Source organism: Yokenella regensburgei (assembly GCF_051486985.1).
GTDB lineage: Bacteria > Pseudomonadota > Gammaproteobacteria > Enterobacterales > Enterobacteriaceae > CBFFRJ01.
The window spans coordinates 97,507-113,097 of record NZ_JAHVDV010000001.1 but is presented as its reverse complement, the minus strand read 5'-3'; the positions used below and the strand labels follow the sequence as shown (position 1 = coordinate 113,097).

General features: G+C 51.2%; 14 protein-coding genes. 11 read left to right on the top strand and 3 right to left on the bottom strand.

Translation table 11 applies throughout. From position 1 onward, the window contains the following. Positions 1 to 101: 101 nt before the first annotated feature. From KXR87_RS00565 to KXR87_RS00555, 3 genes are all read left to right on the top strand, one after another. Positions 102 to 1,130 (top strand): sensor domain-containing diguanylate cyclase, encoded by a 1,029-nt coding sequence (locus KXR87_RS00565; RefSeq protein ID WP_437430327.1) that lies wholly within the window; start codon positions 102 to 104, stop codon positions 1,128 to 1,130. A gap of 103 nt (positions 1,131 to 1,233) precedes the next feature. Further along, positions 1,234 to 1,308 (top strand): protein YoaJ, encoded by a 75-nt coding sequence (gene yoaJ, locus KXR87_RS00560; RefSeq protein ID WP_103677854.1) that lies wholly within the window; start codon positions 1,234 to 1,236, stop codon positions 1,306 to 1,308. A 101-nt stretch (positions 1,309 to 1,409) separates the two neighbouring features. Further along, positions 1,410 to 3,224, top strand: a complete 1,815-nt coding sequence (locus KXR87_RS00555; protein WP_437430326.1) for a sensor domain-containing phosphodiesterase — start codon at positions 1,410 to 1,412, stop codon at positions 3,222 to 3,224. A gap of 288 nt (positions 3,225 to 3,512) precedes the next feature. On the opposite strand, the gene KXR87_RS00550 is transcribed toward KXR87_RS00555, so the two are convergent. The 3 genes from KXR87_RS00550 to icd form a co-directional block, all read right to left on the bottom strand. Next, a complete protein-coding gene (locus tag KXR87_RS00550; protein WP_437430325.1) occupies positions 3,513 to 4,367 on the bottom strand; it encodes a glycosyltransferase family 32 protein in 855 nt (284 codons plus the stop codon). Positions 4,368 to 4,883: 516 nt separating this feature from the next. Then, positions 4,884 to 5,066 (bottom strand): hypothetical protein, encoded by a 183-nt coding sequence (locus KXR87_RS00545; protein WP_437430324.1) that lies wholly within the window; start codon positions 5,064 to 5,066, stop codon positions 4,884 to 4,886. Between the two features lie 145 nt (positions 5,067 to 5,211). Further along, complete coding sequence (gene icd, locus KXR87_RS00540; RefSeq protein WP_437430323.1) at positions 5,212 to 6,462, bottom strand: NADP-dependent isocitrate dehydrogenase; 1,251 nt, start codon at positions 6,460 to 6,462, stop codon at positions 5,212 to 5,214. Positions 6,463 to 6,578: 116 nt separating this feature from the next. Here icd and rluE point away from each other — a divergent pair, with 116 nt between their 5' ends. The 8 genes from rluE (at position 6,579) to phoQ (ending at position 15,525) form a co-directional block, all read left to right on the top strand. Next, complete coding sequence (gene rluE / locus KXR87_RS00535) at positions 6,579 to 7,229, top strand: 23S rRNA pseudouridine(2457) synthase RluE (RefSeq protein ID WP_437430322.1); 651 nt, start codon at positions 6,579 to 6,581, stop codon at positions 7,227 to 7,229. 17 nt (positions 7,230 to 7,246) lie between these two features. Beyond that, entirely contained in the window at positions 7,247 to 7,693 is a 447-nt protein-coding gene (locus KXR87_RS00530; RefSeq protein WP_437430321.1) for an NUDIX hydrolase, read from the top strand. A gap of 324 nt (positions 7,694 to 8,017) precedes the next feature. Next, entirely contained in the window at positions 8,018 to 9,967 is a 1,950-nt protein-coding gene (locus tag KXR87_RS00525) for a methyl-accepting chemotaxis protein (RefSeq protein ID WP_437430320.1), read from the top strand. An 88-nt stretch (positions 9,968 to 10,055) separates the two neighbouring features. Then, complete coding sequence (mnmA, locus tag KXR87_RS00520; RefSeq protein ID WP_437430550.1) at positions 10,056 to 11,198, top strand: tRNA 2-thiouridine(34) synthase MnmA; 1,143 nt, start codon at positions 10,056 to 10,058, stop codon at positions 11,196 to 11,198. A gap of 32 nt (positions 11,199 to 11,230) precedes the next feature. Then, a complete protein-coding gene (gene hflD / locus KXR87_RS00515) occupies positions 11,231 to 11,860 on the top strand; it encodes a high frequency lysogenization protein HflD (protein ID WP_437430319.1) in 630 nt (209 codons plus the stop codon). Positions 11,861 to 11,879: 19 nt separating this feature from the next. Then, positions 11,880 to 13,250, top strand: coding sequence for an adenylosuccinate lyase (purB, locus tag KXR87_RS00510; RefSeq protein WP_437430318.1), 1,371 nt, complete (start codon positions 11,880 to 11,882; stop codon positions 13,248 to 13,250). A 131-nt stretch (positions 13,251 to 13,381) separates the two neighbouring features. Beyond that, the gene (gene phoP / locus KXR87_RS00505; RefSeq protein ID WP_437430317.1) at positions 13,382 to 14,056 is read left to right on the top strand and encodes a two-component system response regulator PhoP; all 675 of its coding nucleotides are present in this window, start codon (positions 13,382 to 13,384) and stop codon (positions 14,054 to 14,056) included. 5 nt (positions 14,057 to 14,061) lie between these two features. Beyond that, positions 14,062 to 15,525 carry a two-component system sensor histidine kinase PhoQ gene (phoQ, locus tag KXR87_RS00500; RefSeq protein WP_437430316.1) on the top strand — a complete coding sequence of 488 codons (1,464 nt, stop codon included), beginning with the start codon at positions 14,062 to 14,064 and terminating at the stop codon, positions 15,523 to 15,525. Positions 15,526 to 15,591 lie beyond the last annotated feature (66 nt).

Genomic DNA, 15,591 nt, shown 5'->3' with positions numbered 1-15,591 from the left:
GATATATGAAATTCATTTAAGCCATGCTTTAATATGTCGAGCCTAAAATTTCAGCATTAAGTGCATGTATCGCGCGCAGTCGACAGAGGTAAACAAGCGTAATGTCCGATTTCATCCTGGCCCGGGTCTCCGAAACTCTCTCACAAGATCACTCTCTTGAAAGCCTTGTACGACAACTCCTTGAAATGCTGGAGATGGTCACCGAAATGGAATCCACCTACCTCACTAAAATCGATGACGACGGACGTTATCAACATATTCTTTATGCCAGAAACAGCAAACAGCTTGATATTCCAGAGGGTTTTTCACTCCCCTGGGGTGACAGTCTGTGCAAACGCGCGCTGGACGAAGGCTGTCCGTTCAGCAATGACGTGGCGACTCACTGGGCGGATTGTGAAGCGGCAAAAGCGCTGGGCATCACCACCTATTTAAGCACGCCTGTACATTTGGCCGATGGGTCACTGTATGGAACGCTCTGCGCGGCCAGCTCAGAGCGACATACGCTGAGCATCCGCGGCGAACAGGTACTGACGCTTTTTGCTGGCCTGATAGCCCGCTCCATTGAAAAAGATCATCTGGTTAATCAACTGCGCGCAGCCAATGCCGCACTGATAAGCCATTCCTACACGGATGCGCTGACCGGTTTACCCAATCGTCGCGCTATTTTTGATAATCTTATTACCCTTTTTTCCTTTGCCCGCCATGTGAAATCCCAGATAATCATTGGGTTTATTGATCTTGATAATTTCAAGAAAATTAATGATGAACTCGGACATGAATCTGGCGATCAGTTCCTAATTCAGATTGGGCACCGGCTTATGGACGCGTGCGACAAAGATGATGTGGTGGGACGACTCGGTGGAGATGAATTTTTAATCGCCTGTCCGGGCGCCCCGGTGGGTAAAACGCAAACTAAACGATTAATTGCCCTTAAGCAAAATTTGCAGAAGTGTCTGACCGGGGAATATCAACTGAGCGACGTCAGGATATTTTATCCCGGCGCAAGTATTGGTGTAGTGGAAATAAATCCGGAGGAGGTTGATGCAGACAACGCCCTGCGCATAGCGGACCAGGCTATGTATCAGGATAAAAATGGCAAAGAGAAAAAACCCTTTCTCAGGCTCAATTAATCGTATCAAAACGTAGTTTTTGGCTTGAGAATTATCTCATCTTCTTCTATTTAATTTATGTAAGCATGGCGCCTAAAACGGTTCCCTGCCGAGGAGTATTTCCATGAAAAAAACGACCATCATAATGCTTATCGTGGCAATAGTTGCTGTGGCTGGCACGCAGCTCGGCTGGTGGTAATCGATGAGCTAAAAAAACGTTTTTAGCAGATTTTCATCCGGACCATTGATGTTGTCGGTGTAGCAGATCCCATTAGCCTCTTTTTTGAGCAGGAGCTCGCAATGTTCACCGGACTTAAAAAAAGCGAAAGTAAAAGACTCGCAGCGCTGGAATTATTGCGTAAGGAAGATAAGACCCGCGACGCTGCCCTCACCGAATATGCCTGCCTCGCCTGTGAGGTAATGGGTGTTGAAGGATGTTTTATCACCGTATTTGATGATGATTACCAATACATCAAATATGTGAAAAATGTCCCGCTGGAACATTTCAAAGTCCCGATAGAAAAAACCATGTGTCAGTACTCGCGCGACAGTGGTCAAACCATTGTCTGTCCTGACACTCGCCTTGATAACCGTTTCTCGCATCAGCCACTGGTAAAGAATGGCGATATTATGTTTTATGCTTCAGCCCCGATGATGACGAAAGAGGGAATGGTGCTGGGTACGCTGTGCGTCAGCAGCGCCTCCATATTCAGCCCCAGCGCGCAGCAGATTGAGAGTTTTAACCGTATTGCTGAACTCTCTGCGATTTACCTGGAGGCCCGGTACGCTATTGGCCGCGTCGATACCTTAACCGGCCTGCCGAATCGCCAGTTCCTGATTCGTGAAATGGAGCAAAAAACCCTCAATAAAGATCGCAATACATACGGTCTGGTGATTTTCGACTGCATTGATATGCCGCGCGCCTACGAACTCACCCGCTATCTTGGGCTTCCCGCCGTCGATAACATGCTGCGTAGCTTTATTCCCCTGCTACGCTTGCGGCTTCGCTTAAAAGAGAGTGTTCCGCTCTACTCTTTCGCGCCGGCCCGCTTTGCCGTACTGGTGGATATTGAACAAGCCCTGGCGCTGGTAAAGCGTGCCGAGACACTGCCTGGCACCCAGGCACAAATGGCGCAGGACATCGATATCACCCTGACCATTCACACCGGCTATGTGAAATTCTCACCACAGGACGATGATGCCCATGAAATCGTCCGTCAGGCCATCAGCGCCCTGCATGAGTCAATTCGCCAGAATATTCCGGTGCTGCAGTTCAACCCCATTCTTGATCATAAAAGAAACAAAGACTTTAAATTGCTCTATGACCTGAGTGAGGCCATCAAATCAAAAAGCCAGCTTTATCTCGTGTATCAGCCTAAGGTGTCCCTGCGTTCAGGCAAAACGGAAGGCGTGGAGGCATTATTACGCTGGCGTCATCCACAGCTTGGGAATATCCCGCCGACCACCATCGTCGCCCTTGCCGAGAAAACCAGCCTGATGCCTGAAATCACCCAGTGGGTTATTAAGGCCGTCATTTTGCAGCTGAAAACCTGGCGCGCCGCAGGGATTAAGCTCCCCATCTCCATCAACGTAACCGTCAGTGATTTTTCCCGTAAAGGCTTTGCCGACGAGCTGGAAAATAGTGTGTTACGTGCCGGGTTATCTCCGGCCGATGTGCGAATCGAATGCCTTGAAACAGAAAAAGTGCTGGAGAGCGAGCTCGCGCTGGAGGAGCTCGACAGGCTTAAACTACTGGGCTTTCAAATTTTGCTGGATGATTTTGGCGCAGGCTACAGCAATATCAGCTATCTGCGTCGTATTCCCATTGATGTTATCAAACTGGATCGCTCGCTTATCAGTCAGATTACGACCGACACGGGTAGCCGCATCATTGCACGCAACGTCATTATGATGCTCAAAGAGCTACACTATGTCGTGCTTGCGGAAGGGGTGGAAGACCAGGAGACGGCACACATGCTCAATGAGTATGGCTGTGATGAAGCCCAGGGCTACTATTTCTCAAAGCCGCTTCCCCCTGGCGATATTCCCGGCTGGCTGGCGGAGTGTAAACCTTATCGCGTGTTATCACGCATCAGCGTCGACCAGAGTTTATAGTCTGCCATCACACCAGCTCATCGCATTCTCAACAATTACAAATTACAGCGCTACTGTGGCAGAGACAGGCAGCGCTGTTTATTTATGGGGCAGCCGCATGAATTAATGGCGGATAAGATTACTACCCTGCTCATCAATTTTTTCAATCCTTACGGGTTAAAGTTCAATTTGTCTTAAGTTCACAATAACGTTATAAAGTACATCAAGTGATGGATATACGATTTAACATTAAGTACCACATTCAGGGCAGTTTTGGTGTCGAAACTGCCCGTCTTTATTTCCCCTTTCCTAAGCTGTCCAGGCTTTCATCCTTTTCACCACTTTCCTGGTTTCGTTAACCGTGTTTTTTCGCAAACGCCAGAAGGGAAAGACAAAATAGAGCCATAATTTATAATAAATTTTATCTGCGCCTTCCAGGAGCATAAGTGAGTCGCGTAATCTGCTGTAATGGTCGCGGCTTATCAATTTCATTACTCTGGAATTCACATTTCTGTATATTAATCCGACATTACGATGATTTTCCTGATGGTGAAAACCACAGCACTTATCGACTTTCTCAATACCCAGCGAAAACGGCACCGGTCCCGTGGTGTGGAGCACGCCCTGCATCCCTACGCCATAACGCCAGGGCTTGTAATTCTTTAAACGCGAGACAACCTCGTCAATCACGGCTTTAAGATAGGGCGAATGCGGTGCGGCGATAATGTTCCACTGCTGATACTCACCGTTTTTCAGAAAGCTGAGTGCTTCATGTTTGCCCATCTCATTGTCACTCCCGCCGGGCCGGTTATCCCAGTTACACACCATGATTTCACACTCAGGTGAGATAATCTCATTTAGCGGAAGCTGGCAGGAGCTTTTGATATCAAGATAAACGCCGCCTTCTTTATACATCACGAGATAACGAAAAAAATCCGCACGGGCGGCACCATATCGAGGATTAATCTGGCAATAAAGAGTAAGAATCTCGTGATCATAATTCTTTGCAATATAATCAATAATGCAATCATTATCGTAGAAATGATATTCCCAGTCGGGGTTTCTTTTTTTTAACTCCGCAATGGATGCATGAATTTCTTCAGGTAGCGCCTGTGCCCCTTTGGTGTAAATCTGATGAATTTTTTTAGGTATTTTACTCATCATTTATCCTGCCATCATCAACGTTACAGTATGAAAACGCTAAAATTTGAGAGCTCTCAGGTAAATGTAGCCAGAGTCTGTGACATAAGCATTATCCAGGTTCTGAAGTTTAGCCTGCGGATTACTCCGTAAATGCCATTCTGAAAGATAGACATTATTTTTTGCTTAAGGTTTCGCGCACTTATACAAATAAGAACCTTCCAGGAAATTTACATTTTGAGAGGTTGCGAGCATTTTTAACTATTTTTAAGGCAAGTCGGTAAAGCGCTATGGAGTTTATTGCGGCGAGGTCGATAATCAAGACAGGCGTGATAACACGCCCTACTAGCGGGGATAAGTCTATGATTACACTGACTGTAGCTGGCATTTTTGCCGTGAACGCTGTTGCGTTTCTCGTTTCCCGTTCTTCGATTCAGGATATTGATAACGACTATTAATGTTACTTTTTTAACCAGGAATAGCACTTCCCTCCCGCTGCAATCTTCTGATTCAGCGGGATTTTACTTTTCAGCACCGGTATTAACGGCTAATAAGCAGATGTTCAGGCGGTTTCAGGCCAAAGTAAGCGCGACTGGCTCGCTCAAGTTTCTGGCGGGTTAAGACTATATAGCCTCTTTCCCCCGGAATGGAGAGCTTGTAGTCACCGCTTAGCATGACAGGGCTGATTTGATACCAGCGGCCAAGATAAAAAATCCAGTTCATCGCTACCTCAGATATGCGCAAACCTGTCAGCAGGGTAAAACGCCACGTCGTTGCGAACCTGGAGATGCGTCTCAGTATCGTTTATCAGAAAGGTAAAAAAACGGGAACCCGCAGGCTCCCGTTGTTGCAAACCAGGAAAACTGGATTACATGTTTGCGATGATCGCGTCACCAAACTCTGAACATTTCAGCAGTTTAGCGCCTTCCATCAGACGTTCGAAATCGTAGGTCACGGTTTTAGCCGCGATTGCGCCTTCAACGCCTTTCACGATCAGGTCAGCCGCTTCGAACCACTGCAAATGACGCAGCATCATCTCAGCGGAGAGGATAACAGAACCTGGGTTCACTTTATCCTGACCCGCGTATTTCGGTGCGGTGCCGTGGGTGGCTTCGAACAGGGCACATTCATCACCGATGTTAGCACCTGGGGCAATACCAATACCGCCAACCTGGGCTGCCAGGGCGTCGGAGATGTAGTCACCGTTCAGGTTCATACAGGCGATAACGTCATACTCAGCCGGACGCAGCAGGATCTGCTGGAGGAATGCATCAGCAATCACATCCTTAATGATGATCTCTTTGCCGGTGTTCGGGTTTTTGATCTTCTGCCACGGGCCGCCGTCGATCAGTTCACCGCCGAATTCTTCGCGAATTAACTGGTAACCCCAGTCTTTGAACGCGCCTTCGGTGAACTTCATGATGTTGCCTTTATGGACAAGCGTAAGGGAGTCACGGTCGTTGGTGATGGCATACTCAATCGCTGCACGCACCAGACGTTTGGTCCCTTCTTCGGAGCACGGTTTGATACCGATACCGCAATGTTCCGGGAAGCGAATCTTCTTCACGCCCATCTCTTCGCGCAGGAATTTGATGACTTTTTCTGCTTCAGCAGAGTCCGCTTTCCACTCGATACCGGCATAAATGTCTTCGGAGTTTTCGCGGAAAATAACCATATCGGTCAGTTCCGGGTGTTTTACCGGGCTAGGCGTGCCCTGGTAATAACGAACCGGACGCAGGCAGACGTAAAGGTCCAGCTCCTGGCGCAGCGCCACGTTCAGTGAACGAATACCGCCGCCAACGGGCGTCGTCAGTGGGCCTTTAATAGCAACACGGTATTCACGGATAAGATCGAGGGTTTCAGCTGGCAGCCAGACATCCTGGCCGTAAACCTGGGTAGATTTCTCACCGGTGTAAATTTCCATCCAGGAAATTTTACGCTCGCCTTTATAGGCTTTCTCCACAGCGGCATCAACCACTTTCAGCATCGCAGGGGTCACGTCGATACCGATTCCGTCGCCTTCAATGAACGGGATAATCGGGTTATTCGGAACGTTCAGCTTGCCGTTTTGCAGGGTGATCTTTTTACCTTCCGCCGGAACAACTACTTTGCTTTCCATTCACCTCTCCTTCGAGCGCTTCTGGTTGTTACTGATTTTTGTTAATGAATTGTAATTAGCCCGTCAATACTACCCGATAGTTGGGTGCCATGAAAGACCATCATCATTCAGTTATAATGCGGCAAATGATAACTACTGAAAATACCATGAAGAAAACTTCTGATAGAAATCACCACCTTAAGCGATTCAGCTCACGACAAGCGACTAAGCCTCGCCCTAAAAGCGGGCCGAAACGGGTGATTTTGTTTAATAAACCCTATGATGTCTTGCCCCAGTTTACCGATGAAGCGGGTCGGCGCACCCTGAAAGATTATATAACTGTACAGAATGTATACGCAGCGGGGCGTCTGGATCGTGACAGCGAGGGGTTGCTGGTGCTTACCAACGACGGAGCATTGCAGGCAATGCTCACGCAACCCGGAAAACGCACCGGTAAAATCTATTACGTGCAGGTCGAGGGTGAACCCGGTGAGGATGCCCTGCAGGCGCTTCGTCAGGGTGTCGTTCTTAATGATGGCCCGACGCTACCCGCCGGGGTTGAGCGGGTGCCTGAACCAGAGTGGCTCTGGGCGCGCACTCCCCCGGTTCGCGAACGCAAGACCATACCCACCAGCTGGTTGAAAATCACCCTGTATGAAGGGCGTAATCGCCAGGTAAGGCGTATGACTGCCCACGTTGGCTTTCCGACCCTGCGTCTTATCCGCTACGCTATGGGTGAATACACCCTGGGAACGTTAGCCAGCGGTGAATGGCGTGACCTTCTCTGATTTAAGGACAAGCAACCATGTTTAAACCCCATGTCACCGTCGCCTGCATTGTGCATGCGCAAGGTAAGTTTTTGGTCGTGGAAGAGACCATTGGAGGGAAAGCGCTCTGGAATCAGCCTGCGGGTCATCTTGAAGCCAACGAAACCCTGGTTGAGGCGGCACAACGAGAGTTGTGGGAAGAGACCGGTATTCGTGCCCAGCCCCAGACCTTTATCCGGATGCATCAGTGGATAGCCCCTGATAAAACTCCCTTCCTGCGTTTTTTGTTCTGCATTGAGCTTGATGAGATCTGCGCTACCGAACCGCACGATAGCGATATCGACCGCTGCCTGTGGGTCAGCGCTGAGGCAATCCTGACGGCGTCGAATCTGCGTTCACCGCTGGTTGCGGAGAGCATCCGCAGTTGGCAACGCGGGGAACATTACCCCCTGTCCGTCATCGGCGAATTCAACTGGCCCTTTTAGATGTGACGCCGCCAGCCTCAGGCGGTGATCTGATTCCTCCTTTTCATCATTCGTAGCGACATTCCTCACATATTAAGCTTGAGTTAAAAAGATTTAACTTAAGCTTAACAAACCAGTTTATCGTGCTTAAGTGAGCAGGAAATCTGGACTCCTTCCGGTTAAGGCCGCTTATCCTCTACCGGTACGCAGAATTGCCTGTTTTTCACCCATTGCCCGTCTGGTACACACATTAAAGTTCAAAATCTATACGCCGATAACGTCACTGAAAGGAGGGAATAATCACAGGGACGAATGACGTTTTAGGTTGAATCCACAGGAGCCGGCATGGCCAGACAATTCGTTCAAAAAAAAATGAGTACCCGTGCGCAAATGCTGTTAACGGGTGCATTAACTATCACGCTCGGGTTTGTGGTGACCATTGGTGTTTTGAGCTGGCAGTCCAGCAATGAACAAAAAGCGCTGGCTGAAAACTACCTGCAGCAGATCGCCCAGACGGAAGCACTTAAGGTTCAGCAAGAGCTAAACTATGCCCGTGACGTAGCACATAACCTTGGACACAGTCTTGTGGCATTACCCAATGCGGGAGTGACCGATCGACGCGTGGCCGATAAACTACTGGAGTATGCTGTTCGGGATAACCCCGATTATCTGTCAGTCTCTGTGACCTTCGAAGAAAACGCCTTTGACGGGCGTGACGCAGACTTTGTCGGCAAACCTGACCAGGCACCGCAGGGTCGCTATGCATTCTTTGTTGATAAAGATCAGTCCGGTAACTTCAAGCTTCATCCGCTGCTCTCCTTCCTTACGCCAGGTCAGGGAGATTACTATCTGGTGCCGCAAAAGTCGCAGAAAGATACGCTGATTGAACCCTATACCTACGCCTACAATGGTGTCCCTACCCTGCTGACCTCTGTCGCGGCCCCTATTATTAGCGATGGAAAATTGCATGCCGTTGTGACCTCCGATATTTCTCTCGCCTCCCTGCAGGCGAAGGTGAACCAGATTAAACCCTGGGAAGGCGTTGGCTACGCGATGCTCATCTCCTCTGCGGGCAAGGTTATCTCTTACCCGGATAAAAACTTGACCAGCAAGGCGTACCCGGGCGAAACCCACAATTACAGTACCAGCGTAATGGAACAACCGGACGCCGTACTGGGGGAAGACGCGCTGGTCACCTGGCAACCGGTCACCATCGGTAACAGCCCGGATAAGTGGTATCTCGGTATTGTCGCACCGGTAAGCCAGGTCATGGCGGCAGCAAATCGCCAGTTGATGAATGCCATCATACTGATGGTGGTGAGTATTCTGTTGGTGAGCGCCTTACTGGGGATCGTCTTTAGCCGTAAAGTGCTCAAACCTATTGGCGGGGAACCGCTGGAAGCTGCGACCATCGCCCTGGCCGTTGCAGACGGAAAACTCGATAACGTTATTGACGTGAAAGCCGGTGACCGCAAGAGCCTGTTCTATGCTCTGCATACCATGCAGGAGCAACTGCGACACATTGTCAGCCAGATTAAAGACGCCAGCGACTCGGTACGTCAGGGCGCGGGAGAGATTGTCAGTGGCAACATTAACCTCTCTTCGCGTACCGAACAGCAGGCAGCAGCTCTCGAACAGACCGCTGCCAGCATGGAGCAGTTCAGTGCGACCGTGAAACACAACGCCAGCAACGCGCACCATGCTACCGAGCTTACCGCTAACGCCACGCAAATCGCCAGCCGCGGTGAAGCGTTGGTCAGTCAGGTGGTGAAAACCATGTCGCAGATTGATGACAGCTCGAAGAAGATCAGCGACATTACCACCATGATCAACAGCATCGCCTTCCAGACCAACATCCTGGCCCTTAACGCGGCGGTAGAAGCGGCGCGCGCAGGGGAACAGGGTCGCGGGTTCGCCGTGGTGGCATCAGAAGTGCGTAACCTGGCTCAGCGCAGCGCCAATGCGGTTAAAGAGATTGCCGCACTGATCGAAGAGTCCAGTCAGCGCGTTGAAAGCGGTGTCCAGTTGGTGAATGATGCCGGGAAAACCATGCAGGAGATGACCCAGGCCGTCAACTCGGTACAGACTATCATTAATGAAATCGTCAGTGCCTCCGATGAGCAGGCAAAAGGCATCGGTCAGGTGACCATCGCGGTAAACGAGATGGATGGGGTGACCCAGCAGAACGCCTCGCTGGTGCAGGAGATGGCGGCGGCAGCAAGCTCTCTTGAAGAGCAGGCGCAGCAGCTTGCCCAGAGCGTGGAGCAATTCAGCCTCGAAGAAAGCGCGGCGTAAGGTGGACGGGCGGGAGTCTGCAAGGCAGGCTCCCGCTTTTTAACAGGGTATCGCACGGGGGGTGCCTGCGCGGCGAGTGCGTGATAGAATACGCCGCCTTGAAGTTCAATGTCGTGAGTATTCTATGTCTGCTAGCCCAAAAAAAGTGATCGTTGGCATGTCCGGCGGTGTCGATTCTTCCGTTTCTGCCTGGCTGTTACTGCAACAGGGTTATCAGGTCGAAGGCCTGTTCATGAAGAACTGGGAAGAAGACGATGGCGAGGAATACTGCACCGCTGCGGCTGATCTTGCTGACGCGCAGGCCGTCTGCGATAAGCTCGGCATCACCCTGCACACCGTTAACTTTGCCGCAGAATACTGGGACAACGTGTTTGAACTGTTCCTGGAAGAGTACAAAGCCGGACGCACGCCCAACCCGGACATTCTGTGCAACAAAGAGATCAAATTTAAAGCCTTCCTCGAATTTGCTGCTGAAGATCTGGGCGCTGACTACATCGCGACCGGTCACTACGTGCGTCGCGCGGATGTCGATGGCAAAAGCCAGTTACTGCGCGGGCTGGATGGCAACAAAGACCAGAGCTACTTCCTTTACACGTTAAGTTCGGAGCAAATCGCCCAGAGCCTTTTCCCGGTAGGTGAACTGGAAAAGCCGCAGGTGCGTAAAATTGCTGAAGAACTTGATCTCATCACCGCGAAGAAAAAAGACTCGACCGGTATCTGTTTTATTGGCGAGCGTAAATTCCGCGAATTTTTAGGCCGCTACCTGCCGGCTCAGCCGGGGAAAATCCTTACCGTGGACGGTGAAGAGATTGGTCAGCATCAGGGCCTGATGTACCACACTCTCGGCCAGCGTAAAGGGCTGGGTATTGGTGGCACCAAAGAGGGTTCTGAAGATCCGTGGTACGTCGTTGATAAAGACGTTGAAAATAACATTTTGATTGTTGCCCAGGGGCATGAGCACCCGCGACTGATGTCTGTCGGGCTGATTGCACAGCAGTTGCACTGGGTTGACCGCGCGCCAGTGGTTGGCACGCTGCGTTGCACGGTGAAAACCCGCTATCGTCAGACGGACATTCCCTGTACCGTGACCGCTCTGGATGCAGATCGTATTGAAGTCCGTTTTGATGAGCCTGTGGCTGCCGTTACCCCAGGACAGTCCGCTGTCTTCTACAGCGGTGAAATCTGCCTCGGTGGCGGCATCATCGAACAGCGTTTACCCTTGCCGGTTTAACCGACAAGCAGAAAGCAAATCAAGGAGCGAGTGTGGCGAAGAACTACTATGATATCACCCTGGCGCTGGCCGGTATCTGCCAGTCGGCCCGTCTGGTTCAGCAACTGGCGCATCAGGGACACTGTGATGCCGATGCGCTCCATGTCTCACTGAACAGTGTGATTGATTTAAACCCCGACTCGACACTCAGCGTCTTCGGCGGCAGTGAAGCTAACCTGCGCCCTGGGCTGGAGACGCTGCTTGGCGTACTGAATGCCAGTAGCCGCCAGGGTCTGAATGCCGAACTGACCCGCTACACGCTCAGCCTGATGGTACTGGAGCGCAAACTCGCCGCCCAAAAAGGGGCGATGGATACGCTGGGAGATCGCATCTCGGGTCTGCAACGCCAGCTTGAACACTTTGACCTGCAGTCCGAAACACTGCTGAGCGCAATGGCCGCTATCTATGTGGATGTGATTAGCCCCCTGGGGCCGCGTATTCAGGTTACCGGCTCCCCTGCGGTACTGCAAAGCTCGCAGGTGCAGGCTAAAGTGCGTGCCTCACTGCTCGCCGGCATTCGTGCTGCCGTGTTGTGGCACCAGGTAGGCGGTGGTCGCCTGCAACTTATGTTTTCCCGTAATCGCCTGACGACTCAGGCTAAACAAATTCTTGCTCATTGTTAACCTCCCGGAGTTCTGAACTATGGAATTATCCTCACTGACCGCCGTTTCCCCTGTCGATGGACGCTACGGCGATAAAGTCAGCGCGCTGCGCGGCATTTTCAGCGAATTTGGTTTGCTGAAATTTCGTGTACAAGTCGAAGTACGCTGGTTACAGAAACTGGCCTCGCACACAGCTGTAAAGGAAGTTCCAGCTTTTGCCGATCACGCAAACGGTTTCCTTGATAAAATTGTTACCGATTTCAACGAAGAAGACGCTGCGCGTATTAAAACGATCGAGCGCACCACCAACCATGACGTAAAAGCGGTGGAGTATTTTCTGAAAGAAAAAGTCGCTGATGTGCCTGAGCTGCACGCGGTGTCCGAATTTATCCATTTCGCCTGTACTTCGGAAGACATCAATAACCTTTCTCATGCGCTGATGCTGAAAACAGCCCGTGATGAAGTGATTCTGCCTTACTGGCGCCAACTGATTGATGCGGTGAAAGATCTTGCTGTCCAGTATCGTGACATTCCTCTGCTTTCACGCACTCATGGTCAGCCGGCCACGCCATCGACTATGGGTAAAGAGATGGCCAACGTCGCTTACCGTATGGAGCGCCAGTTCCGTCAGCTGAACCAGGTTGAAATTCTCGGCAAAATCAACGGTGCGGTTGGTAACTACAATGCCCACATCGCTGCCTACCCGGAAGTCGACTGGCATGCGTTCAGCGAAACGTTCGTGACGTCGCTGGGCATCCAGTGGAACCCCTATACCACGCAGATTGAACCGCATGATTATATCGCCGAGCTCTTTGACTGCATGGCGCGCTTTAACACCATCCTCATCGATTTCGATCGCGATATCTGGGGCTACGTGGCGCTTAACCACTTCAAGCAGAAAACCATTGCGGGCGAAATCGGCTCCTCCACCATGCCGCATAAAGTTAACCCCATTGATTTTGAAAACTCAGAGGGTAACCTGGGACTCTCCAATGCCGTGTTGCAACACCTGGCGAGCAAACTGCCGGTATCCCGCTGGCAGCGTGATTTGACCGACTCTACCGTGCTGCGCAACCTGGGCGTCGGCGTGGGCTATGCGCTGATTGCCTACCAGTCAACCCTCAAAGGGGTGAGCAAACTGGAGGTGAACCGCGAACGCCTGCTGGACGAGCTGGATCATAACTGGGAAGTGCTGGCTGAACCTATTCAGACCGTCATGCGTCGTTATGGCATCGAAAAGCCCTATGAAAAGCTTAAAGAGCTGACCCGCGGCAAGCGTGTTGATGCACAGGGTATGAAAGACTTTATCGATAGCCTGGCCCTGCCGGAAGATGAAAAAGTGCGTCTGAAAGCAATGACCCCGGCCAATTATCTGGGCCGCGCGGTGACAATGGTTGATGAACTGAAATAATCCCTTCAGCATCTGCCCTCTTTTGTGCCGAAAAGAGGGCTTCCTTCCCGCGGTTTAATAAATGTTTATCCCTGACCGAAGACAATCAGCGTTACACTCAATGTATTAAAAAAGTCAGGAGAAGGCATACGATGCGCGTACTCGTTGTGGAGGACAATGCTCTTTTACGTCACCATTTAAAAGTTCAGCTTCAGGATTCAGGTCATCAGGTGGATGCCGCAGAGGATGCTAAAGAAGCCGATTATTTTCTTAATGAACATCTGCCCGATATTGCTCTGGTGGATCTTGGTCTGCCGGATGAAGATGGCCTTTCGCTGATTCGCCGCTGGCGTTCGCATGATGTGTCCCTGCCGGTACTGGTCCTGACCGCCCGTGAAGGCTGGCAGGATAAAGTGGAAGTGCTCAGTGCCGGTGCTGACGACTATGTCACCAAACCTTTTCATATTGAAGAAGTGGTAGCCAGGATGCAGGCGCTGATGCGTCGAAACAGTGGACTGGCATCGCAGGTTATCTCCATGCCCCCTTTCCAGGTTGATCTCTCCCGTCGTGAAATGACGATTAACGACGAAGCGGTCAAACTGACGGCCTTTGAATACACCATCATGGAGACGCTTATCCGTAATAACGGCAAAGTGGTCAGTAAAGATTCGCTGATGCTCCAGCTGTACCCGGATGCCGAGTTACGTGAAAGCCACACCATTGATGTTCTGATGGGCCGCCTGCGCAAAAAAATTCAGGCGCAGTACCCAGGCGACGTGATAACCACGGTGCGTGGTCAGGGCTATCTCTTCGAATTGCCAAAATGAGAAAAATGAAGCGGCTGCTGCGCCATTTTTTTCCCCTTTCACTGCGCGTTCGTTTTCTGCTGGCCACCGCCGCCGTGGTGCTGGTGTTATCACTGGCCTACGGTATGGTGGCACTGGTGGGCTACAGCGTCAGTTTTGACAAAACCACCTTCCGGCTGCTGCGTGGTGAAAGCAATCTGTTCTATACCCTGGCAAAGTGGGAGAACAACCGCTTAAGCGTGGACCTGCCAGAAAACCTTAATCTGCAAAGCCCCACCATCGCGCTGATATATGACAAACAGGGCAACCTGCTCTGGGCTCAGCGTGACGTTCCCTGGCTGGTCAAGCGTGTCGATCCCTCCTGGCTGAAAGCTGATGGTTTTCAGGAGATAGAAGCAGATGTCGACGATTCAAGCACACTGGTGCATAACGATGAATCCGTAAAAGAGCAGTTCAATGCCATCCGCGAGGATGACGACAACTCCGAGATGACACACTCGGTGGCCGTTAACCTCTATCCTGCGACAGCGCAAATGCCGCAGCTTACTATTGTGGTCATCGACACCATCCCTATTGAACTTAAGCGCTCGTGGATGGTATGGAGCTGGTTTGTGTATGTACTGGCCGCCAATCTGTTACTGGTTATCCCCCTGCTGTGGCTGGCAGCACGCTGGAGTCTGCGCCCTATCGAAGCGCTGGCAAAAGAGGTTCGTGAGCTGGAAGAACATCACCGCGAGAACCTTAATCCGGCCACTACCCGCGAACTGACCAGTCTGGTGCGCAATCTCAATCGCCTGTTACGCAGCGAACGTGAGCGCTATGACAAATACCGCACCACACTGACCGACCTGACCCATAGCCTGAAAACCCCCCTCGCCGTGTTGCAAAGTACGCTGCGTTCTTTACGCAGCGAGAAGCTGAGCGTGAGTGAGGCCGAACCGGTCATGCTAGAACAGATCAGCCGCATTTCTCAGCAGATGGGCTACTATCTCCATCGCGCCAGCATGCGTGGCAGCAGCGGCCTGCTCAGTCGGGAACTGCATCCCGTAGCGCCGCTTTTGGACAGCCTCGCCTCGGCACTGAACAAAGTCTACCAACGCAAGGGGGTCGATATCAGCCTCGATATCTCTCCTGAAATCAGTTTTGTTGGTGAGAAAAATGACTTTATGGAAGTGGTGGGAAACCTGCTGGACAACGCCTGTAAATATTGCCTTGAGTTCGTCGAAGTTTCAGTCCGGCAGACGGATGACAGGCTGCATATTCTCATTGAAGATGATGGGCCGGGTATTCCGCACGCGATGCGGGAAGCCGTCTTTGACAGGGGTCAGCGTGCCGACACGCTTCGACCGGGCCAGGGCGTAGGGTTAACCGTGGCGCGTGAAATTGTCGAACAGTATGACGGGCAAATCATTACGCGGGAAAGCTTGCTCGGCGGGGCGAAGATGGAAGCCGTATTTGGCCGTCAGCAGCCGTTTAACGGCGATAATTAAGCCATTCAGTTAAAATTAGGTTACATCGCGCACGCAGTCTGTAATGCATCCGTTATACTGCGACTC

What these genes read in the sequence shown, in the direction of transcription:
- KXR87_RS00530 (WP_437430321.1), top strand. Translation starts at nt 7,247, where the DNA reads ATGTTTAAACCCCATGTCACCGTCGCCTGCATTGTGCATGCGCAAGGT.
- KXR87_RS00550 (WP_437430325.1), bottom strand. Translation starts at nt 4,367, where the DNA reads ATGATGAGTAAAATACCTAAAAAAATTCATCAGATTTACACCAAAGGG.
- KXR87_RS00555 (WP_437430326.1), top strand. Translation starts at nt 1,410, where the DNA reads ATGTTCACCGGACTTAAAAAAAGCGAAAGTAAAAGACTCGCAGCGCTG.
- icd (WP_437430323.1), bottom strand. Translation starts at nt 6,462, where the DNA reads ATGGAAAGCAAAGTAGTTGTTCCGGCGGAAGGTAAAAAGATCACCCTG.
- KXR87_RS00545 (WP_437430324.1), bottom strand. Translation starts at nt 5,066, where the DNA reads ATGAACTGGATTTTTTATCTTGGCCGCTGGTATCAAATCAGCCCTGTC.
- KXR87_RS00525 (WP_437430320.1), top strand. Translation starts at nt 8,018, where the DNA reads ATGGCCAGACAATTCGTTCAAAAAAAAATGAGTACCCGTGCGCAAATG.
- phoP (WP_437430317.1), top strand. Translation starts at nt 13,382, where the DNA reads ATGCGCGTACTCGTTGTGGAGGACAATGCTCTTTTACGTCACCATTTA.
- phoQ (WP_437430316.1), top strand. Translation starts at nt 14,062, where the DNA reads ATGAAGCGGCTGCTGCGCCATTTTTTTCCCCTTTCACTGCGCGTTCGT.
- KXR87_RS00565 (WP_437430327.1), top strand. Translation starts at nt 102, where the DNA reads ATGTCCGATTTCATCCTGGCCCGGGTCTCCGAAACTCTCTCACAAGAT.
- purB (WP_437430318.1), top strand. Translation starts at nt 11,880, where the DNA reads ATGGAATTATCCTCACTGACCGCCGTTTCCCCTGTCGATGGACGCTAC.
- rluE (WP_437430322.1), top strand. Translation starts at nt 6,579, where the DNA reads ATGCGGCAAATGATAACTACTGAAAATACCATGAAGAAAACTTCTGAT.